Annotated in this window: 18 protein-coding genes; 6 read left to right on the top strand and 12 right to left on the bottom strand. The window is 62.9% G+C overall.

All coding sequences use genetic code 11. The annotated features are described in order from the left end of the window. Positions 1–107: 107 nt before the first annotated feature. Complete coding sequence (locus LOY67_RS01135) at positions 108–854, bottom strand: NRDE family protein (RefSeq protein WP_265065566.1); 747 nt, start codon at positions 852–854, stop codon at positions 108–110. 308 nt (positions 855–1162) lie between these two features. On the opposite strand from LOY67_RS01135, the gene LOY67_RS01130 reads away from it, so the two are divergent. The 3 genes from LOY67_RS01130 (at position 1163) to LOY67_RS01120 (ending at position 3846) form a co-directional block, all read left to right on the top strand. After that, complete coding sequence (locus LOY67_RS01130; RefSeq protein ID WP_041021511.1) at positions 1163–1945, top strand: sulfite exporter TauE/SafE family protein; 783 nt, start codon at positions 1163–1165, stop codon at positions 1943–1945. A 68-nt stretch (positions 1946–2013) separates the two neighbouring features. After that, entirely contained in the window at positions 2014–2823 is an 810-nt protein-coding gene (gene lgt / locus LOY67_RS01125) for a prolipoprotein diacylglyceryl transferase (RefSeq protein WP_042730278.1), read from the top strand. A gap of 51 nt (positions 2824–2874) precedes the next feature. Then, a complete protein-coding gene (locus LOY67_RS01120) occupies positions 2875–3846 on the top strand; it encodes a thymidylate synthase (protein ID WP_265065565.1) in 972 nt (323 codons plus the stop codon). Between the two features lie 142 nt (positions 3847–3988). On the opposite strand, the gene cadR is transcribed toward LOY67_RS01120, so the two are convergent. Further along, positions 3989–4435: a Cd(II)/Pb(II)-responsive transcriptional regulator gene (gene cadR / locus LOY67_RS01115; RefSeq protein ID WP_265065564.1), complete on the bottom strand. Its 447-nt coding sequence runs from the start codon at positions 4433–4435 to the stop codon at positions 3989–3991. An 87-nt stretch (positions 4436–4522) separates the two neighbouring features. Between cadR and LOY67_RS01110 the strand changes: the two genes are divergently transcribed. Then, the gene (locus LOY67_RS01110; RefSeq protein WP_265065563.1) at positions 4523–6736 is read left to right on the top strand and encodes a heavy metal translocating P-type ATPase; all 2214 of its coding nucleotides are present in this window, start codon (positions 4523–4525) and stop codon (positions 6734–6736) included. 144 nt (positions 6737–6880) lie between these two features. Here the strand turns inward: LOY67_RS01110 and LOY67_RS01105 are convergent, their stop codons facing one another. The 7 genes from LOY67_RS01105 to LOY67_RS01075 form a co-directional block, all read right to left on the bottom strand. Further along, positions 6881–9928, bottom strand: coding sequence for an efflux RND transporter permease subunit (locus tag LOY67_RS01105; protein WP_265065562.1), 3048 nt, complete (start codon positions 9926–9928; stop codon positions 6881–6883). Further along, on the bottom strand, positions 9925–10989 hold the full coding sequence (locus LOY67_RS01100) for an efflux RND transporter periplasmic adaptor subunit (protein ID WP_265065561.1): 1065 nt from the start codon (positions 10987–10989) through the stop codon (positions 9925–9927). Before LOY67_RS01100 ends, LOY67_RS01105 begins: the two co-directional genes overlap by 4 nt. Then, the gene (locus LOY67_RS01095) at positions 10986–12089 is read right to left on the bottom strand and encodes an efflux RND transporter periplasmic adaptor subunit (protein ID WP_265065560.1); all 1104 of its coding nucleotides are present in this window, start codon (positions 12087–12089) and stop codon (positions 10986–10988) included. The genes LOY67_RS01100 and LOY67_RS01095 overlap by 4 nt, the downstream gene beginning before the upstream one ends. A gap of 623 nt (positions 12090–12712) precedes the next feature. Further along, positions 12713–13495 carry a MetQ/NlpA family ABC transporter substrate-binding protein gene (locus LOY67_RS01090; protein WP_265065559.1) on the bottom strand — a complete coding sequence of 261 codons (783 nt, stop codon included), beginning with the start codon at positions 13493–13495 and terminating at the stop codon, positions 12713–12715. Positions 13496–13675: 180 nt separating this feature from the next. Next, a complete protein-coding gene (locus LOY67_RS01085) occupies positions 13676–14608 on the bottom strand; it encodes a sigma 54-interacting transcriptional regulator (protein ID WP_265065558.1) in 933 nt (310 codons plus the stop codon). Positions 14609–14657: 49 nt separating this feature from the next. Then, positions 14658–15239, bottom strand: a complete 582-nt coding sequence (locus LOY67_RS01080; RefSeq protein WP_265065557.1) for an alpha/beta hydrolase — start codon at positions 15237–15239, stop codon at positions 14658–14660. Between the two features lie 213 nt (positions 15240–15452). After that, the gene (locus LOY67_RS01075) at positions 15453–15698 is read right to left on the bottom strand and encodes a DUF2789 domain-containing protein (RefSeq protein ID WP_258629785.1); all 246 of its coding nucleotides are present in this window, start codon (positions 15696–15698) and stop codon (positions 15453–15455) included. 155 nt (positions 15699–15853) lie between these two features. Between LOY67_RS01075 and LOY67_RS01070 the strand changes: the two genes are divergently transcribed. Together LOY67_RS01070 and LOY67_RS01065 are read left to right on the top strand one after the other, a co-directional pair. Further along, the gene (locus LOY67_RS01070) at positions 15854–16378 is read left to right on the top strand and encodes an NfeD family protein (protein WP_265065556.1); all 525 of its coding nucleotides are present in this window, start codon (positions 15854–15856) and stop codon (positions 16376–16378) included. Position 16379: 1 nt separating this feature from the next. Then, entirely contained in the window at positions 16380–17141 is a 762-nt protein-coding gene (locus LOY67_RS01065) for a slipin family protein (protein ID WP_144929741.1), read from the top strand. Positions 17142–17278: 137 nt separating this feature from the next. Here the strand turns inward: LOY67_RS01065 and LOY67_RS01060 are convergent, their stop codons facing one another. Genes LOY67_RS01060 through LOY67_RS01050 form a run of 3 tightly spaced genes read right to left on the bottom strand, consistent with a single transcriptional unit; the run spans position 17279 to position 20538 of the window. Then, complete coding sequence (locus LOY67_RS01060) at positions 17279–18241, bottom strand: sulfotransferase family protein (protein ID WP_265065555.1); 963 nt, start codon at positions 18239–18241, stop codon at positions 17279–17281. Next, positions 18229–19014 (bottom strand): aspartyl/asparaginyl beta-hydroxylase domain-containing protein, encoded by a 786-nt coding sequence (locus tag LOY67_RS01055; protein ID WP_265065554.1) that lies wholly within the window; start codon positions 19012–19014, stop codon positions 18229–18231. Before LOY67_RS01055 ends, LOY67_RS01060 begins: the two co-directional genes overlap by 13 nt. A 12-nt stretch (positions 19015–19026) precedes the next feature. Next, positions 19027–20538, bottom strand: a complete 1512-nt coding sequence (locus LOY67_RS01050) for a TolC family protein (protein ID WP_265065553.1) — start codon at positions 20536–20538, stop codon at positions 19027–19029. Between the last annotated feature and the right edge of the window lie 35 nt (positions 20539–20573).

Below are 20573 nucleotides of genomic sequence, written 5' to 3'. Positions count from 1 at the left end.
GGCTCGCTCCCACAGTGGATCTCTGTCGGACACAGATTCGGTGTTCGCTGGAGATCCAGGGTGGGAGCGAGCCTGCTCGCGATGAGGCCGGAAAAATCACTACATCACTAAACCCTGACCTCAACCTCCCCCAAATGCCCCCCATGGGGCCCGAAACTGCGCTCGACCATGTGCCGCGTACCATCGGCCTGGACGATCAACGCGGTACTCGCCCGCGTCCCATACGCCGGGCTGGCAATGAACACACTCGACAACAGCGTCTCCGTCGCCAACCCCACACCGGTGTCCGGCAGCTCCGCCACGGGCGCCGGTTGCGGATCGTTCAGTAGCGCCAGCAGGCTCTGGGGCTGCGGATCGCCAAGCACCTCGACCAGGGCCGCCCGGGCCTTGAGCAGCTTGGGCCAAGGCGTGTTCAGCCCGGCGTTCGACAGCCCGTAGACGCCTTCGGCCAGTCGCTGTGGCCGGGCATCGCGGGCGTTGTGGTGCCACAGCTCGGAGCCATCACCGAGCAGCAGGTTGAACCCGCCATACTCGCCGGCACGGGGCACGATTTCGCTCAGGTAATCGGCAATCGACAGATGCCCGGTCAGATATCGCGCCACCAGCTCGCCACGCGACTTGAACGCCGGCACCTGGCCTGGATCACGGATATTCGTCAGCGCCGCAAAACGACCGTCGGCACCGATGCCGAGCCAGGTGCCGCCGGCTTCCAGGTCACGACCGGCATGGACATGGGGGGCGTCAGACCACTGGGCCAGGGGCTGGGTCGGGCGCGCGTAGAACTCGTCACGATTGGCCGCCACGATCAGCGGTTGGGCGTGACCGGGTCGCCAGGCAAATACGATCAGGCACATCAGGTAGCCCCCGTTATAGAAGACCCAGTACAGTTCCTGTGGCGAGGGGATTTATCCCCGCTGGGGCGCGAAGCGGCCCCAACGCGATCTATCTGGCACACCGAGGTGCCCGGTTTCAGGGCCGCTTCGCGCCCCAACGGGGATAAATCCCCTCGCCACAGATAAACCCCTCGCCACAGGGTTTTGCATCGGATTGACGTTCCACTCTAACCGACACATCGCCCGCGCATCCATCGCCTTGAGTAGAGCCCAAGGCCATGGATCCGTTACCATGCCGCTCTTGTTTCGGGGATGGGTGGGGGACGCTGGTGGAATTCGTGATCTATCTGCTGCTCGGCGCCTGCGCCGGGGTGCTGGCCGGGTTGTTCGGCGTGGGTGGCGGGATGATCATCGTCCCGGTGCTGGTGTTCAGCTTCACCTTGCAGGGTTTCGACCCACAGGTCTTGACGCACCTGGCCGTCGGTACGTCCCTGGCCTCGATCATCTTCACCTCGGTCAATGCCGTGCGCGAACACCAGCGCAAAGGCGCGGTACGCTGGCCGATCTTCGCCTGGATGACCGTGGGCATCCTGATCGGCGCCGGCTTCGGTGCAGTCACCGCCGAGGCGATTTCCGGCCCGCACCTGCAAAAGATCATCGGCGTGTTCGCCATGATCGTCGCCGCGCAGTTGGCCCTGGACTTCAAACCCAAGGCCAGCCGCACGGTCCCCGGCAAGGCCGGCCTGACCCTGGCCGGCACGGTCGTCGGCTGGGCCTCGGCGATTTTCGGCATCGGCGGCGGCTCGCTGACCGTGCCGTTCCTGACCTGGCGCAGCGTGCCCATGCAGCAGGCGGTCGCCACCTCGTCGGCCTGCGGTTTGCCGATTGCCTTGGTCAGTGCATTAAGTTTCATGATTCTGGGCTGGCACGATCCGCTGTTGCCGGCCCATAGTCTCGGTTTTGTGTATTTGCCGGCGCTGCTGGGCATCGCGCTGACGAGCATGGTCTTCGCCCGCGTCGGCGCGCGACTGGCCCATCGGCTGTCGCCGCGCTTGCTCAAGCGGCTGTTCGCGGCTTTGCTGTTCTGCGTGGGCCTGAGTTTCCTGCTCTGACGCAATCCTGGCTTAATCCCGAGGTGACAGGGTCACCCGCTATTTTTTGACGTTTACGAGGAATATCAATGCTGCCTTACCCGCAGATCGATCCGGTGGCCCTGGCCATCGGCCCGCTGAAAATCCACTGGTACGGCCTGATGTACCTGGTCGGCATCGGCGGTGCCTGGCTGCTGGCGTCGCGACGGCTCAACCGTTTCGACCCGACCTGGAACAAGGAAAAGCTCTCCGACCTGGTGTTCTGGCTGTCCATGGGCGTGATCGTCGGCGGACGCCTGGGTTATGTATTGTTCTATGACCTGAGCGCCTACCTGGCGAACCCGACGCTGATCTTCGAGGTCTGGAAGGGCGGCATGTCGTTCCACGGTGGCTTCATCGGCGTGATGCTGGCGGCAGTCTGGTTCGGCAAGCGCAACAACAAGTCGTTCTTCGAGCTGATGGACTTCGTCGCGCCGATGGTGCCGATCGGCCTGGGCGCCGGACGCATCGGCAACTTCATCAACGCCGAATTGTGGGGCAAGCCGACCGATGTGCCGTGGGCGATGGTCTTCCCACCGTTCAGCGATCCGGCGCAGTTGCCGCGCCATCCGTCGCAGCTGTACCAGTTCGCCCTTGAAGGCGTGGCCCTGTTCCTGATTCTCTGGCTGTTCTCGCGCAAGCCGCGGCCGACCATGGCTGTGTCGGGCATGTTTGCGCTGTTCTATGGGATCTTCCGCTTCATCGTCGAGTTCGTCCGTGTTCCGGATGCCCAACTCGGCTATCTGGCTTGGAACTGGCTGACCATGGGCCAGGTGCTGTGCCTGCCGATGATCGTCGGTGGCCTGGTGCTGATCTGGCTGGCTTATCATCGCGCGCCGGCTGCGGCGGCCAAGGCTTAAAAAATTCGAACCCCGAGGCGCTGGCCTCGGGTTCAAGGACACAGGTAACCCATGAAGCAATATCTCGACCTGGTGGCCCATGTCATCAAGAACGGTACCAAACAGGCCAACCGCACTGGCGTCAACACCATCAGTTTTCCTGGTGCGATGCTGCGCTATGACCTGAAGGACGGTTTCCCGGCCATCACCACCCGCAAGATGGCGTTCAAATCAGCCATCGGCGAGATGTGCGGTTTTCTCCGTGGGGTCAACAACGCCGCCGAGTTCCGTGCCCTGGGCTGCAAGGTCTGGGACCAGAACGCCAACGAAAACGCCCAGTGGCTGGCCAACCCGTTCCGCCAGGGCGAGGACGACCTGGGCGAGATCTACGGCGTGCAATGGCGCAAGTGGCCGGCCTACAAGCAGATCCCCGTGAGCAACCCGGCGGCCATCGAGCAGACCTTGGCCTGCGGCTACCGGCAGATTGCTGAAGGCGAGGAAAACGGCCAGGCCTATGTGGTGCTGTACAAGGCCATCGACCAGGTTCGCCAGTGCGTCGACACCATCATCAAGGACCCGGGCAGTCGGCGCATCCTGTTCCACGGCTGGAACTGCGCCCAGCTCGATGAAATGGCCCTGCCGCCGTGCCATCTGCTCTATCAGTTCCACCCGAATGTCGAGACCAGGGAAATTTCCCTGACCCTCTACATCCGCTCCAACGACCTGGGCCTGGGCACGCCGTTCAACCTCACCGAAGGCGCCGCGCTGCTGAGCCTGATCGGCCGCCTGACGGGCTATACGCCGCGCTGGTTCACCTATTTCATCGGCGATGCCCACGTCTACGAAAACCACCTGGACATGCTCAACGAACAACTCACCCGCGAGCCGTTCCCGATGCCAAGGCTGGTGATTTCCGAGCGCGTGCCGGAGTTTGCCAAGACCGGTGTGTACCAGCCGGAGTGGCTGGAGTTGGTGGAGCCGGGCGACTTCTCCCTCGAAGGCTACCAGCATCACGCGCCGATGACCGCGCCGATGGCGGTCTAAAGCACACCACTATCCCCTGTGGGAGCGAGCCTGCTCGCGATTGCGGTGTATCAGTCGAATCATTATTGTCTGACCCACCGCTATCGCGAGCAGGCTCGCTCCCACATTTGATTTGCGTGCCGTTCAAGAATGTCTGCTGGGCTCAATGCCCATGACTCCTGCCCACATGTGAATGCTCCACCTCCGGCGCCACCGCCCCGCTCACTTCCAGGCGCTGCAAGATCCCGCATTGATCCGGGTCCGGCCCTTCGCCGCAGCGATGGCGCAGGTCGATCAGTTGCGCCTGCAAGGCCAGCAAGCCGTCGATGCGGGCCTTGACGTGAAGGATGTGTTCGTCGACCAGCGCGTTGACGCTCTCGCACTGGTCCTGGGGACTGTCGCGCAGGGCCAGCAGGCTGCGGATTTCTTCCAGGGTCATGTCCAGGGTGCGGCAGTTGCGAATGAACGTCAGCCGCTCGGCGTGGGCCTGGGTGTAGACGCGGTAGTTGCCGTCGCTGCGGGCCGGCTCCGGCAACAGGCCTTCGCGTTCGTAGTAACGGATGGTTTCGACCTGGCAGTCGGTGATTTTCGCCAGCCCTCCGATTTTCATGGCGCTACCTCTTCGAATTGATGCTTGACCCTATAGTGGCTACAGGGTCTTTACTCTGCAACAGGCACTTTTCACGGACGTAACCCGATGAGCGATTCCCTCCACATCCACAAGCCCGCCCACGGCCATGACCACGGGCATTCCTGCTGTGCGTCGAAAGCCGCACCGTCAGTGGTCAATCTGGGCAAAGCACCGACGGACGGCGCACGGTTGAGCAGTTTCCGCATCGAAGCGATGGACTGCCCTACCGAGCAGACGCTGATCCAGAACAAGCTCGGCAAGCTCGAAGGCGTGCAGCAACTGGAGTTCAACCTGATCAATCGCGTGCTGGGCGTGACCCATGACCTGCCCGACGATGCGCCGATCATCAGTGCCATCCAGTCCCTGGGCATGCAGGCCGAGCCGCTGACGCCGGGCCAGGAGAAAGAAACCCATAAACTGCCCGCCCCGACCAAGCCCTGGTGGCCACTGGCGTTGTCGGGTGTCACCGCCCTGGGCGCCGAAGTGATCCACTTCACCAACGCCGCGCCAGGCTGGGTAGTCGCGGTGGTGGCCCTGGTGTCGATTCTCAGCGGCGGCCTGGGTACGTACAAGAAGGGCTGGATCGCCCTGAAGAACCTCAACCTGAACATCAATGCATTGATGAGCATCGCCGTGACCGGCGCGGTGTTGATCGGCCAGTGGCCGGAAGCGGCCATGGTGATGTTCCTGTTCACCGTGGCCGAACTGATCGAAGCCAAGTCCCTCGACCGGGCGCGCAACGCTATCGGCGGCCTGATGCAGATGGCCCCCGAACAGGCCACGGTGCAACAGACCGATGGCTCGTGGCAGGTACAGGAGGTCAAGGCCATCCCCCTTGGGGCAAGGGTACGGGTTCGCCCCGGTGAGCGCGTTGGGCTGGACGGAGAGGTGGTCGCCGGTCGTTCGACCATCGACCAGGCGCCCATCACCGGCGAGAGTCTGCCGGTGGAAAAAACCGTGGGCGACAAAGTGTTCGCCGGCACCATCAACCAGGCCGGTGAGCTGGAATACCGCGTGACCGCGGCAGCCGACCAGTCCACCCTGGCGCGGATCATCCATGCCGTGGAACAGGCCCAGGGCTCGCGGGCGCCGACCCAGCGCTTCGTTGATCAATTCTCGAAAATCTATACCCCGGCGGTGTTTGCCCTGGCGTTGGCGGTGGCCGTCATCCCGCCCTTGTTCATGGGCGCGGCGTGGTTCGACTGGATCTACCGGGCACTGGTGCTGCTGGTGGTGGCCTGTCCTTGTGCGCTGGTGATTTCCACCCCGGTGACCATCGTCAGCGGTCTCGCGGCGGCAGCGCGCAAAGGCATCCTGGTCAAGGGCGGCGTGTACCTGGAGGGCGGCTACAAGCTCGATTACCTGGCTCTGGACAAGACCGGCACGATCACCCACGGCAAACCGGTGCAAACCGACTACGTGGCGCTGGACCCAACCGTGAAAACCACCGCCCCGGCCCTGGCCGCCAGCCTCGCCGCCCGCTCCGATCACCCGGTGTCACGGGCCATTGCCGCTGTGGATAAACAACCGGCGCCGCAGTCTGTGGATAACTTCGAAGCCCTTCCCGGACGAGGGGTGCGAGGCGATATCAATGGCCAGACCTACCACTTGGGCAATCATCGACTGGTGGAAGACCTCGGCCTGTGTTCCCCGGAACTGGAAGAGCAACTCTTCGCCCTGGAAAAACAAGGCAAGTCCGTGGTGCTGCTGCTCGACGGCTCGGGTCCCCTGGCGCTGTTCGCCGTGGCCGACACTGTGAAGGACTCCAGCCGCGAAGCCATCCGGCAGTTGCATGAGCTGGGCATCAAGACCCTGATGCTCACCGGCGACAACGCCCATACCGCCGAAGCGATTGCCGGCCAGGTCGGCATGGATCAGGCGCGAGGCGACCTGCTGCCGGCTGACAAGTTGCAGGCCATCGAAGAGCTGTACGCCCAGGGTCACCGGGTCGGCATGGTCGGCGACGGTATCAACGACGCCCCGGCCCTGGCCCGCTCGGAAATCGGCTTCGCCATGGCGGCGGCCGGCACCGATACCGCCATCGAGACCGCCGATGTCGCCTTGATGGACGATGATCTGCGCAAGATCCCGGCGTTCATCCGCCTGTCGCGGCAAACCTCAAGCATCCTGAAACAGAACATCGCCCTGGCGCTGGTGATCAAGGCGATCTTCCTCGGGGTGACCTTTGCCGGGTTCGCCACCATGTGGATGGCGGTCTTTGCCGACATGGGGGTGAGCTTGCTGGTGGTGTTCAATGGGTTGCGGTTGTTGCGCAGGTAAGATGTTGAGACCCCGCCAGGCTCTGTAGGAGCTGCCGAAGGCTGCGATCTTTTGATCTTGATCTTTCACTTGCGACTCAATTGTCTGGAGCAAGATCGCAGCCTCGTTGCACTCGTCAGCTCCTACAAGGGCTGCGCAGCGGCCCTATGACTTGCGCGGTTCGCGAATCTTGTACCAGGCTACATACAGCGCCGGCAGGAACAGCAGGGTCAGCAGCGTGGCGATGATGATCCCGCCGATCATCGCGTAGGCCATCGGTCCCCAGAACACTTCCCGGGCAATCGGGATCATCCCCAGGCTCGCCGCAGCCGCCGTGAGCAGGATCGGTCGCCGCCGGTGCTGCGTGGCTTCGACCACCGCGTCCCAAGGCTCATAGCCGTCACGCTCATACTCATCGATCTGGGTAACCAGGATCACCGAGTTGCGGATGATGATGCCGATCAGCGCCAGGATCCCGAGAATCGCCACGAAGCCCATGGGCGTGCCTGTGGGGACCAGCGCCAGCACCACGCCGATCAACCCGAGGGGCGCAACGCTGGCCACCAGGAACAGCTTCTGTACGCTGTGCAGCTGGATCATCAGGAACGTCGCCATCAGGAACAACATTAGCGGCACGACACTGGCAATCGGCCCCTGGGCCTTGCCGCTCTCTTCCACCGTCCCCCCGGTGGCGACCTTGTAGCCCACGGGCAGGCCGGCGGCGAACTTGTCGATGTCCGGCTGCAACTGTTTCACCAGATCGGTGGGCTGGATTTCATCGCGCACGGCAGCCTTGATGGTGATGGTCGGCTTGCGGTCGCGACGCCAGACCAGCGGCTGTTCCAGTTCATAGCGCACGGTAGCGAACGCCAGCAATGGAATCGACGTACCGCCCGGCGTGACGATCTGCAGGTTCTGCAAGGTTTCCGGTGAGCCGCGTTCGCTGTCCACGGCACGCCCGACCACGTTGATCAGGTAGATATCGTCGTCGACCTGGGTCACCGGCGATCCGCTGACGATGCTGTTCATCAGCTTGGCCACGTCATCCGAGGACAACCCCAGTTGTCGCGCCTTGTCCTGGGCGATGTCGATGCGCAGGACCTTGCCCGGCTCGTTCCAGTCGTAAATGATTTCGCCGATGTGCTCGTTCTTGTCCAGCTCGGTGGCCAGGTCAATGGCGTGCTTGCGCACCTGGTCGATGTCCTTGCCGCTGACCCGATACTGGATCGGCCGGCCTACCGGCGGACCCATTTCCAGGGCCTGCACGTAGCTGCCGATGCCGACGAAGTCCTCGCGCAGGCGTTTTTGCAGGCGCTCGGTGAGGGCCGTGCGCGACTCCAGGCCCTTGCTGACGATCACCAGTTGCGCGTAGTAGGGGTTCTGCAGTTGTTGGTCCAGCGGCAGGTAGAAACGAATCGCGCCCTCGCCGATGTAAGTGCTCCAACGCTCGATGTCCGGGTCGCCCTTGAGGGTCGCCTCCAGGCGGTCGACGGCCTTGCGCGTCTCGTCCATCGAGGCGTTCTGCGGCAGGTTGAGGTCCACCAGGATCTCCGGCCGGTCCGAAGACGGGAAGAACTGGTTCTGCACGAAGCGCATGCAGAACACCGCCAGCACGAACAACAGCACGGTGATGCCGATGGCCCACCAGCGATTGCGCATCGCCCATAGCAGCCCGCCATTGAACGCCCGGCCGATTCGCCCCGGCTCGGTGTCGTGGGGTTTCACGTTGGTACTGAGAATATGCACGCCGATCACCGGGGCGAACAGCACCGCGACGATCCAGGACACCAGCATTGCCACGGCGATCACCGCGAACAGGGTGAAGGTGTACTCGCCGGCGGAACTGGCGTTCAGGCCGATGGGCACGAAACCGGCGACGGTGACGAGGGTGCCGGTGAGCATCGGGAACGCGGTCGAGGTGTAGGCGAAGGTCGCGGCCTGCTCCCTGGTTTCGCCTTTTTCCAGGCGCGTGACCATCATTTCCACGGTGATCATCGCGTCGTCCACCAGCAGGCCGAGGGCGATGATCAGCGCGCCGAGGGAGATCCGCTGCATGGTGATGCCGCTGTATTCCATGAACACAAAGACCATCGCCAGCACCAGGGGAATCGAGCAGGCCACCACCAGCCCGGCGCGTATGCCCAGGCTGATGAAGCTGACCACCAGCACGATCACCACCGCCTCGAACAAGGCGCTGGTAAAGCCGCCGACTGCCTCTTGCACCACTTCGGCCTGGTCCGACACCGTGTGCACACCGACGCCCACCGGCAGGTCGGCGGTCAGTTCGTTCATGCGGGCATGCAGCGCCTTGCCGAATTCCTGGATGTTGCCGCCCTTCTTCATGGCGATGGCCAGGCCGATGGCCGGCGTGCCGTTGAAACGGAACAACGGCGTAGCCGGATCGACGTAGCCGCGACTGATCTCGGCGATGTCGGCCAGGCGATAGAACCGGTCATTGAGTCGCAGGTTGACGTTGGCCAGGTCCTTTTCCGATTGGAACTGCCCGGACGTGCGCACGGAAATCCGCTCCGGCCCGGCGTCGATCACCCCGGCGGGCGTCACTGCGTTCTGGGATTGCAGGCTCTGCACCACCTGGCGCTGGTCGATGCCCAGTGCCGCGAGTTTGCGCGTGGAGAAGTTCAGGTACAGCACTTCATTCTGCTCGCCAAGCATTTCCACCTTGCCCAGGCCGGGCACGTCGCGGATCTCGGCCCGCACCTGTTCCACGTAGTCGCGCAACTGGCGCATCGACAGGCCGTCGCCGGTAAAGGCATACACCGAACCGTACACATCGCCGAACTCATCGTTGAAGCCCGGCCCCTGCAAGCCCTCGGGGAAGTCGCCACGGATGTCGTTGATCTTCTTGCGTACCTGGTACCAGATCTGGGGAATGTCCTTGGCGCTGGTGGTGTCGCGCAGGTACACGAATACCGTCGACTCGCCCGGCCGGGTGTAGCTTTTGACGTAGTCGAGGGAGTCGAGCTCTTCGAGTTTTTTCTCGATGCGGTCGGTGACCTGCTTGAGGGTTTCCTCCTGGGTCGCACCCGGCCAACGGGTCTGGATGATCATGGTCTTGATGGTGAACGACGGGTCTTCTTCGCGGCCCAGGTTCACGTAGGAAAACACGCCCATCAACAACGCAACGAACATCAGGTACCAGACAAACGACTGATGCCGCAGGGCCCATTCGGACAGATTGAAAGGCCCTTTCATCGTGTGTCCTCGTCGAGTTTCACTTTCTGCCCCGGCTGGAGGCTGTTGACGCCGGCGCTGACCACACGGTCGCCGGGCTTGATGCCGTTGGCCACCAGCACCGAGTCGGCCGAACGTTCGAGAATCTGCACCTCGCGGGGGGAGACGGTCTGGCTCTGCGGGTCGACGAGCCAGATCCGCGCCTTGCCATCGATTTCCTGCAACGCACTGAGCGGCAGCTCGATGCGCGGTTCGATGGCCGAACTCAAGGTCACGCTGATGGCCGTGCCCAGACGCAGGCCCGGCGGTGTGTCGGTCAAGGTCAGGCGTGCACGACGGGTGCGGGTGGCGCTCTGGGCCTGGGGCTCGATCTCGCGCACGATGGCCGTGGTGTGGATGCTCGGGTCCAGTTGCGCCGAGACTTCGAACACCACGTCCTCGGGCAGGCGCTCGGCCAGCCCGGCCGGCAGGTCGATCACCGCTTCCTTGATGTCCGGGCGGGCCAGGGTCACCACTTGCTGGCCGGCGGTCACCACCTGCCCGGCTTCTGCGCTCCAGGCCGTGACGACCGCGTCATGGTCGGTGCGCAGTTCGCTGTAGTTGAGCTGGTCACGAGCCTGCTCCACCGCGGCCTGGGCCTGTTCGAGGGAAGCGCCGGTGGTTTTCAGCTCGGTCTGGGCGATATCCAACTGCGCCTGGGCACCGACACCCCGGTCGAACAACTGCTGCTGGCGACGGGCGTTGGCCTGGGCATTGATGTACTGCGCCTCGATCCGCGCCAGGTCGCCCTGGGCAGCACGCAAGCGGTTCTGTTGATCGGTGGGGTCGAGGATCGCCAGCAGGTCGCCTTTTTTCACTTCGGCGCCAACATCGACATTGCGGCTGGCGATTCGCCCCGGTACGCGGAAACCCACATTGCTCTCGTAACGCGCCTGGATATTCCCGGCAAAGCGCCCGAGGGCCTGCTGGTCGAGCGCCCGGACCTCGATGGATAACACCGGACGCACCGGCTCCGGCGGCGCGTCCTCCTTCGAACAGCCCGCCAGGACCAGGCTCGCCAGGACCATCCACGCGCGCTTCATGGCTGGGCTCCTGCCGGGGGTTTGTCAGGGGTGTTTTCAGCAATCTCGACGCCCACCCCAGGATGCAGCAATTGCCCGCCGGCCGTGACGACTGTCTCGCCGCCCTTGAGCCCGTCGCTGATGATGACTTTTCCGGTCAGGTAGCGGCCGACGGTGACAGTGTGCAATTGCGCTTTGCCCTCGCCATCCACCAACCACACGGCCGGTTCGCTGAGGTTCTTGGTCAGCGCCGACCAGGGCAGCTCCACAGCCGTCTTGCCGGCGGACTTGGCCGTAGCACTGACCACTGACCCCAGGCGCATGCCTTCGGGCAGGTCGTTGAGGGTGACCTTGACCTGCACGGTGCCGGTTTCGGCGGACACTGCCGGGGTGATCTCGCGCACGGTGCCGGTGGTCTGGACGGCCGGGTTGTCCAGCAGGCTGATGACAATGGCCGGATCCGAGGGTGGTTCGCTCAGCAGCGATTCGTAGATATTGAACACCGCGTCCCGCTCACCGTCCCGGGCCAGGCTGAAGATCGGCTCCGTGGCCTGCACCACTTGGCCGACCTCGGCCTGGCGCGCCGTAATGATGCCCGGTGCCTCGGCGATCAGCGCGGTGTAGCTCAGTTGTTCCCGCGCATTGGCCAACTGGGCCTGGGCGGCCGTCAGCGCACTCTGGCTGCTGCGCAGTTGTGCCTGGGCCGCGTCGTATTCGCTCTGGCTGGTGTAGCCCTTGGGCAGGAGTTTCTGCTGGCGCACGAAGGCCGCCGCGCTTTGCTTGACCCGCGCCTGCTCGGCGGCCACCTGGGCCTCGGCGGAATCGACGTTGGTCTGCAGGTCCCGCGGGTCGAGCCGGGCCAGCACCTGCCGGGCCGAGACCCGGTCACCCACATCGACCTTGCGCTCGATGATCTTGCCGCCGACACGAAACGACAGATCGGTCTGCACCCGCGCCTGGACATCGCCGGTCAAGGTCACCGAGGCTGCATACTCGGTCGGCACGGCTTGCTGTACGAACACCCGCGGCAGGGCTTTTTCACCGATTTTTTCATCACCGCATCCCGCCAACAACGCACACAAGCCCAAGCCAACAACCAGTTTGATTCGGGGACCAGCCATGCAGACTCCTTTGCGCTGTACGAGCGTACCAGTGACGATACGACTGTGAGCTTAGAACAGGGTTCAATGGATGCACAGGCAGGGCCAGGCCCAGAAAGCCGGGACAGGACCGGTCAGGTCGGTGATCCGGCAGGCATGGAGGTTTGCGTAGCGCAAGGGGGCCGTCTATCTTTCCGGGAGCTGCAGACAGGCGTTGGTGAAAGGAATCTCTCCACGGAACCATAGCCCTTATCACAAGGAGATACCCATGGCTGACGTGAAAGCCCCGCAACCCCTCGACCCACAAGACCTCGTCAAACTGCTCGTGGCCCTGCGTCGCGCGTTGAAGATGCGGCCCGCGTAGACTACCGCCCCACGCTGGCCCCGTCGTAGGAGCTGTCGAGCGCAGCGAGGCTGCGATCTTTCCCCAGGCGCTTGAGTCGGATTCTGTAGGAGCTGGCGAAGGCTCGGGCCGCGTTCGGACGATCTTTTGATCTTGATCTTTCGCTCTGAACTCAAGTGTCAGGGGAAAGATCGCAGCCTCGCTGCGCTCGACAGCTCCTACGACGGGGCGGGGCGGGGCGGGGCGACGTTTCCCCCTTCGCCACAGGAACTGCGAGCAGCTTCGAACATGAGGTGTTCGATCAGAACGCCGGCAATACCGCGCCGCTGTATTTCTTCTCGATGAACGCCTTCACTTCAGGACTGGTCAGGGCCTTGGCCAGTTTCTGCATGGCCGGGCTGTCCTTGTTGTCCGGACGGGCCACCAGGAAGTTGACGTAAGGCGAATCCGAACCCTCGATCACCAGCGCATCCTTGGCCGGGTTGAGACCCGCTTCCAACGCGTAGTTGGTGTTGATCATGTCCAGGTCGACCTGATCCAGCACCCGCGGGAGCATGGCCGATTCCAGTTCCTTGAACTTGAAGTTGTGCGGGTTCTTGGCGATGTCTTTCGGCGTCGCCAGGGCGTTTTTCGGATCCTTGAGTTCGATCAGGCCAGCCTTTTGCAGCAGGATCAGGGCACGACCGCTGTTGCTGCCTTCGTTGGGGATGGCAATGGTGGCGCCGTCTTTCAGCTCGGCCAGGCTTTTGACTTTCTTCGAGTAGCCGCCAAACGGTTCGACGTGTACACCGATCACGGTGACCAGGTTGGTGCCTTTGCCCTCGTTGAAGCTCTTGAGGTACGGCAGGGTCTGGAAGTAGTTGGCGTCCAGACGCTTCTGATCGACCTGTACGTTAGGCTGCACATAGTCGGTGAAGACCTTGATCTGCAGATCCACGCCCTCTTTTGCCAGGGCCGGCTTGATCAGCTCGAGGATCTCAGCGTGGGGTACCGGCGTAGCCGCTACCACCAGTTTTTCCGCCGCCTGGGCCAGGCCCGAAGCCAGCGCTGCCGCCAATGCGGTGAACAACAGAACCTTTTTCATGCAGTGTCCTTATCGAAAAATCATGGTCGTCATGAACGACGGCCAAAGAGTGAGGTGCCAGCGAAGTGCTATCGCTCGCGTGAAGCGGACGATACCGATTTTTTTTATTCCTTAACAATACCTTTTATTCAAGTTCATATTCATTTTACTCATATGGATAAAGCGCTGGTGCCACAGGTTCTAGAGGAGTTGGTCCAGACGGGTAAGCAATGTCTTGAGCGCCACGCGCTCGGCAGTCGTCCCGCTTGCAAGCACCTTTGCAGCCTGCTCAATGGTGTCGAGTGCCTGGGGTAGTGACGGCAGGTTCAAATGCTCCGGCAAGATCTCGTCGCCACGGCTTACCAGCAACGCAAAATGAATGACGTTCTCCAGCTCGCGGGTGTTGCCCGGCCAGCTATGTCGCTCGAGCGCCTGCTGGGCCGCCTCGCTGATCAGCGGCATGGTCAGGCCGAGGCGCTGGGCATAGATGCCCAGGAAATACTCGGCCAGCGGCAGGATATCGCCCACCCGCTCGCGCAGGGCCGGCAGTTCGAGACGACCTTCGCTGAGGTAGTGGTAAAGCCGCTCATGAAACTTCCCGGCGGCCACCGCTTGCGCCAGATCAATACTGGTGGCCGCCACCAGCCGTACATCCACGGGGCTGGGCTGGTGAGCGCCGACGCGGGTGACCTCGTGGTTTTCCAGGGCCGCCAGCAACTTGACCTGGATCGGCAGCGGCAGATCACCGATTTCATCCAGGTACAGCGTGCCGCCATTGGCCGAGCCGAACCAGCCGGCCCGACTGCTGGCCGAGCCGCTGTAGCTGCCGGCCGCATAGCCGAACAACTCGGCGTCGGCGTAAGTCGGACTGATGGCGCCGCAATTGACCGAGACGAACAACCCGCCACGGTCGCTTTCACGGTGGATGTGCCGGGCAAGCAATTCCTTGCCCGTGCCGGTTTCGCCGCGAATCAATACCGGAATCGCGCGCGGCGCCAGTTGCTCCAGCGCCTGGCGTAACTGACGTGAACGTGGGTCAACGAACACCAGCGCCTTGGCGCGGATGCTCAGGGGGCTTTTTTCCGCATCGGGAAAGGTCAGCAACGGCTGACCGAAGGTTTCATGCAGGCTCATGGCAAACTCCCGCCCCACACCGCCGGGAAACGGAAGGGCGTTAAAAAATTCAGGCGCGACGTAGAGCGTGATGCTCCATGCGGTTTTGCAGACGATAGAGATAGGCGAAACCCTGCTCCCAGCGCTGATGGCCGGACTGCACGTTGATGTGCCCCGCCCCGCTCAGGATCCCGGCTTCGGCCCCCCAGTTACGCGCCAACTCCAGCGCACGCGGCGCACTCACCGCGGCGTCGTTGTCGGAACTGACCACTTGGCTGGGAAAGGGCAACGGGTCGGTGGGAATCGGTGCGAAATTGCGCAGCGCAGGCGCACAGGCCGGCCGCTCGACATCCGCCGGAGCCACCAGCAACGCCCCGCGAACCTGCCGTAGCAGTTGCAGCGGCGCGGTGGCGGCCCAATGGGCAACCGTGATGCAGCCCAGGCTATGGGCAATGAGGATCACCGGCGTGCTGTCGGCGGCAATGGCCTCGGCCAGCGCGGCCACCCAGTCTTCACGTCGGGGCGTCAGCCAGTCGTCCTGCTCGACCCGGGCGCTGTTGGGCAAACTGTGTTGCCAATGGGTCTGCCAATGATTTTCCGGCGATCCTTGCCAGCCCGGCACAATCAGGTAGCGAGTCGATTCGTTGCGCATGGGTGCTCTCCTGCGTGTCTGTTCAGGGACGAGTATAGGGAGGAGAGTTATATTACTTAAGGAATAAGAAGCTATTTATTAATAATAAAAAGTAATAATAAATGCTTCTGTGGGAGCGAGCCTGCTCGCGAAAGCGGTCTGTCAGCCAAATCGATGTAACAGAGCGATCGCTTCGCGAGCAGGCTCGCTCCCAGAGGTTTTGTTGCATCTACATCAATCACTGCGCCCCTTTCTCAACAACTCATTCAACCGATCCACAACCATCGCCCAATCGGCATCCTCGAGGATTTCGTCGCGCAGCAATTGCCGCTGACCCTCGTTCCAGAAAAACGCGTCAGCCAAATGCAATTCGGGCTTGAGGGGTGAATGGCTGGCAATGAACTGATCGATGCTGACGGCATCGTCGGGCAGGCCCAGTTGCTTGAACAGGGCGGGAAGGCTGTGGATGGGGGTTTCCATGGGCACTCCTGACATGGCTGGATGCGGTCTCTCTCCCAGCAGTCTAGCCTCTGGGGCATCGTAGGACTGCTCAAAATTCGATCAATCCACGCTTCGACTAGACTGAGAGTAACGACTGTGGACAAACGTCACGCACAGGCGTTGCGGAGGGTCCAGTGAATATTCGCTGCTTGATGCTCGCGCTGTTGGCCATGAGCGGAACGACGCTGGCAGCCGATGGCCCGGTGCTGTTGGTCGCCAGTCCCCTGGGTTTCTGGCTGATTGCCTTGGGCGTGGCCTTGCTGGTCGCCGAGGCGGCTTTGCCCAACTATGGCGTAGCTGGGCTGGGCGGCATCATTTTGTGTGTCATCGGCGCGATTATCCTGACCAATGCCGATGTGCCTGTTCCCTTGATGATCGGGCTGGGCCTGGTCAGTGCCTTGCTGCTGATCTTCCTGTTGATCCGCGCACTGAAAACCCGGCCGCGCCAACCGGTCAGTGGCGATGCCGCGTTATTGGGAAGCGTCACCGCGGTGACCACCCTGCAGGCCGGCAATCATCACCACGGCTGGGTGCAGTTGGAAGGCGAACGCTGGCAAGTGACATGCGCCACGTCGCTACGGCCTGGACAAGCGGTGCGCGTCATCGCACGCAAGGGCCTGCTGCTGGAAGTGGCCCCCGCTGACTCACAAGGAGCATGAGATGGGTATGCAAATCGGTTTTGTAATGCTGCTGTTACTGTTGATCGCGCTGGCGGCTTCGACGTTTCGGATCCTGCGCGAATACGAGCGCGCGGTGGTGTTCCAGCTCGGCCGGTTCTGGCAGGTCAAGGGGCCCGGGCTGATCCTGCTGATTCCAGTGGTACAGCAAATGATCCGCGTCGACCTGCGCACCATCGTGCTCGACGTACCGCCGCAGGACGTGATCACCCGGGACAACGTCTCGGTTAAGGTCAATGCGGTGCTGTACTTCCGCGTCCTCGACCCGCAGAAGGCAATCATCCAGGTCGAGAACTTCCTCATGGCGACCAGCCAACTGGCCCAGACCACCCTGCGCGCCGTGCTTGGTAAACATGACCTGGACCAACTGCTGGCCGAACGCGAGCAATTGAACGGCGATATCCAGCAGGTGCTGGACGCCCAGACCGACGCCTGGGGTATCAAGGTGGCGAACGTCGAAATCAAGCATGTGGACCTCAACGAATCGATGATTCGCGCCATCGCCCGGCAAGCCGAGGCCGAACGGGAGCGGCGGGCCAAGGTGATCCATGCCGAAGGCGAGCTGCAGGCTTCGGAAAAACTCATGCAGGCCGCCGAGATGCTCGGGCGCCAGCCAGGCGCCATGCAACTGCGCTACATGCAGACGCTGGGGTCGATTGCCGGGGACAAGAGTTCAACCATCGTTTTTCCCCTGCCTATCGAATTGCTGAAAGGGATGGCGGAGCTGTCACCGAACAAGCCCTGACGTATGATCCTGGGGAGAGAGGCATGCCCCTGTGGCGAGGGGATTTATCGAAACGTCGCACCGCCCCGCTGGGCCGCGGAGCGGTCCTAGAATGTCGGGGGTTGCTGCGCAACCCAGCGGGGCGGTGCGACGTTTCGCTAGATCCCCTCGCCACAAAGATCATTGCGCAGATTCTCCAACGCCTCATAGGACCCCCGCGCCCAACGCTCCATCCGCTCGCGCAGCAATGGCGAAGCCTCCCGGCGTTTTTCATCGCTGTCATCGGCAAATACCTGCGCCGGCTGTTTGGCGTGCCGTCCCACCGCCGCGAAAGCCTGCTTGAGTTGTCCATCGTCCAGCCGGAAAAACCCCGCCAACCTTCCCGTCATCGCCTCGGGCAGCTCGTGGTAGTTGACCGCCAACCCACCAGAGCCGCGGCAATGCTCCAACCCCACCTGCAACAGCCGGCCCAGCCGTCGCGCAATGAAATCTTCCTGGCCGGTGAATGGCAGGCCGTCGTCCAGCACACTCGCCCCGATCATCCCCGGCACCATGTGCATGCCGGGACGACGCAGGTGGGAGACGGCGATTTCCACAGGATCGCGGTACAAAAAAAGCCAAGGCGTATCGGGATAACATTCCAACAGCAGGAGGAGTTCGCCGATGTTCCAGGCGTCGAGCTTGATCACCAATCGCTGCTCCACGCCCAGACGGCGCTGTCCATAGGACGACAGCAATCCCTTGATCGCTGCGCACCGCTCGGCATGGGGTATATCGCTGCGCAACAGCGTGTCCAGCGGCGGCGGTTCGGAGATAACGATATGGTCATCCAGTTGCGCAAGCATCTGGCTGATCAATGTCGAGCCGCAGCGCGAAGCATGGAAGATGAAAGCTCCGGGGGCCAGGCCTGGGCTTTGTTGCTGCCACTGACCGAGCGCGTCCAAGGGCGTCTGACGGCGGAACACCTGGTTGAAGGGTAGGCGCAGAGCGTCTTCCACCGAATCGCCAAAGAATGGTTGCGACAAGCGTCCGTTCCCGAACCAGCACCAGCCGACCCGCCACTGCCCGGCCTCCTGCCACACGCGGATCGGCAGCCAGCCGTCCAGGTTCAAGCCTTCCATTGTTCACGCCATTGCCGACGACCGTTGCGCATGGCCGCTCGCAATTGCTCCCGGCCGACATGCAACCCTTGTCGGGCAGCCAATGTCACGGCGCATTCGATGAAAGCGTCCGTGTCTTCCAGGCTCTGTAGGGTCCGGGCGAGTTGGGGATCGCTTGCCACCTGCTGCTGAAAGCGCAGAAAGTCGCTGTGCCCGTCGCGGGCAGTCGGGGTGGTGGGCAACCCATCGAGAATCTGCTGCTCCAGCCAGGGGCCGGGGCGACAATCGAGCACCAGATGGACCCGTGGCAACCGGTCCCGATTATCGACACGGTGGGGCCGCGACAGATCGAGAAACCAGCACTCACCGGCTTTCATCGGAACACGTTGCCCTTCCAGCCAGAAATCCACGTCAGGCGGACTGAGCAGCGGCACATGCAGGCGCAGGTCGGCGTCCGGCCCGCCCAGGTCATAGTCACGGTGCTCATGGATCTGTCCGCCGGGCCCGAGCCGCAACAGCCGGGCCGAAACGACCTCCAGGGACCAGCCACACAGCGCCCGGTGCCAGCGATCATCGTTTGACCAGGGCGCCCGATGCAAAGGCTGACCCTGGCCAGGCGACAATTCGGTCAGCGCATCGGCCGCCGAAATCAGCGCCACGCCGCTCCAGTCGCCGTGGTAGTAGGCGCTGTTGAAATGCCCCTGCCAGCGATCGTCTTCAATGGCCGCCAACGCTTGCAACAGCAGGGGCAGGTCCACCGTCACCGGCAGCCGGGAAAACGCCGGGCGCGTCATGCTCACGCCCGGTTATGGCTTCACTGCCGCTTTCGGCACCGTGATGTCGCCCTGGGCCCAGGCTGCTTCACGGTTGGCCAGTGCCGTGGCAATCGACTGCACCTGGGTCGATTGCACTTCGTCGGGCATCGGGTCAAGACCGGCGCTGGCGAAGATCTGGCCGTAGGCATTGCGCAGGTCGGCGTAGGACAGATCCCGTCGCAGGTCGGCTTGCAAGGTGTTGAGTTCGCCCTGGATCAGGTCCAGTTCGCCAATACCGGCGGCCTGATGACGGCTGCGCAACTGGCCGACAATCTGTCCGTCGATGTCCGACAGTTGCTGGTTGGTCTTGAATTGGCGCAGCGCATCACGATAGTTGGCATTGGCGACGTACAACTGCGCCAGCACGGCAATCGACATTGCCTGACGCCGCGCCGCCGCCACTTCCTCACCGGCCTTGGCCACGTCGATGGCCGCCGGGGCGGAGATCACGTTGAACAGGTTCCAGGTGACTTTCACGCCGTAGTCGGCCCAGCCCTGCTCCACCAGGAACGAGTTGCTGTCGTAGTGCCCGCCGGCGGAAAACTCCAGCCCCGGCAGCAGGCGCAGCATGGCCTTGCGGGTTTCGGCGGCGGTGATGCGGGTCTGGTAATCCTGCTCGCGCAGTTCCGGACGGCTGGTCAGGGCTTCGTGCTCGAGACGGGCCATGTCGACCTTGAGTTCAGGGATCTCGTACTCATCCGGAGTCGCGAGGGTCAGCTCGGTGCCCAGGGGCAGATTGATCAGGGTGGCCAGTTCGGTCTTGGCCAGGGACAACGCACGCCGCTGCTCTTCGAGCTGGCGAGTGGCCTGGATCAGCGAGCGCTGGTAACCCAGGGCCTGTACCGGGTCACCGATGCGCTGCTCGCTCATGCTCTGGCTGTTGTTGCGCGCTGCTTCGACCCGGGCCATCAGGCTGTCGATCTGCTTGAGCAGGCGTTCGGCGGCCATGGCGCGCCAGTAGGCGGAACGCACGTCCTGGACGATGGTGTTGATCACCTTGCGCCGGCGTTCCTGGACGATCAGGCGCTGGTCACCGGCCTGCTTGGCGCTGATGTAGCTCACGCCGAAGTCGAGCACGTTCCAGACCATGGTCAGGTCGGCCACTTCACGGTCACGGTCCTGGGAGGTCGACGGCTCCAGGGACTGGGTGCCGGTTTCCACGCTCTGGCTGCTGGAGGCGTTGACGTTGTTGCGGCCCACGTAGCCGGCATCCAGCGCCATGCGTGGCAGCATGTCGAAACTGGCCAGGTCCAGCTGCCGCTTGGCCAGCGCCTCCTCCATGATCTTCAGGCGCCCCTCCAGGTTGTACTTCACCGCCCGGGCCATGGCCTGGTGCAGGGTCAGCGGGCCGCTGAGGGGCTCCTGGCCCTTGTACATGTTCTGCAGATCGGTTTGGGCGCGCTGTTCGCTGACGCTGCGATCGATCGGCTCACTGGTGACTGCACACCCACTGACCACCACTGCCAGCAGACTCATACTGAATAACTTCTGACTTCTATTCATTCCCTGGAATGCCCCTGGTTGTCGCACAATTTTTT

Origin of the sequence: Pseudomonas sp. B21-056 (genome assembly GCF_026016325.1) — a bacterium.
Classification (GTDB): Bacteria; Pseudomonadota; Gammaproteobacteria; order Pseudomonadales; family Pseudomonadaceae; genus Aquipseudomonas.
The sequence above is the reverse complement of the archived record's forward strand: the minus strand, read 5'-3'. Positions and strand labels throughout refer to the sequence as shown.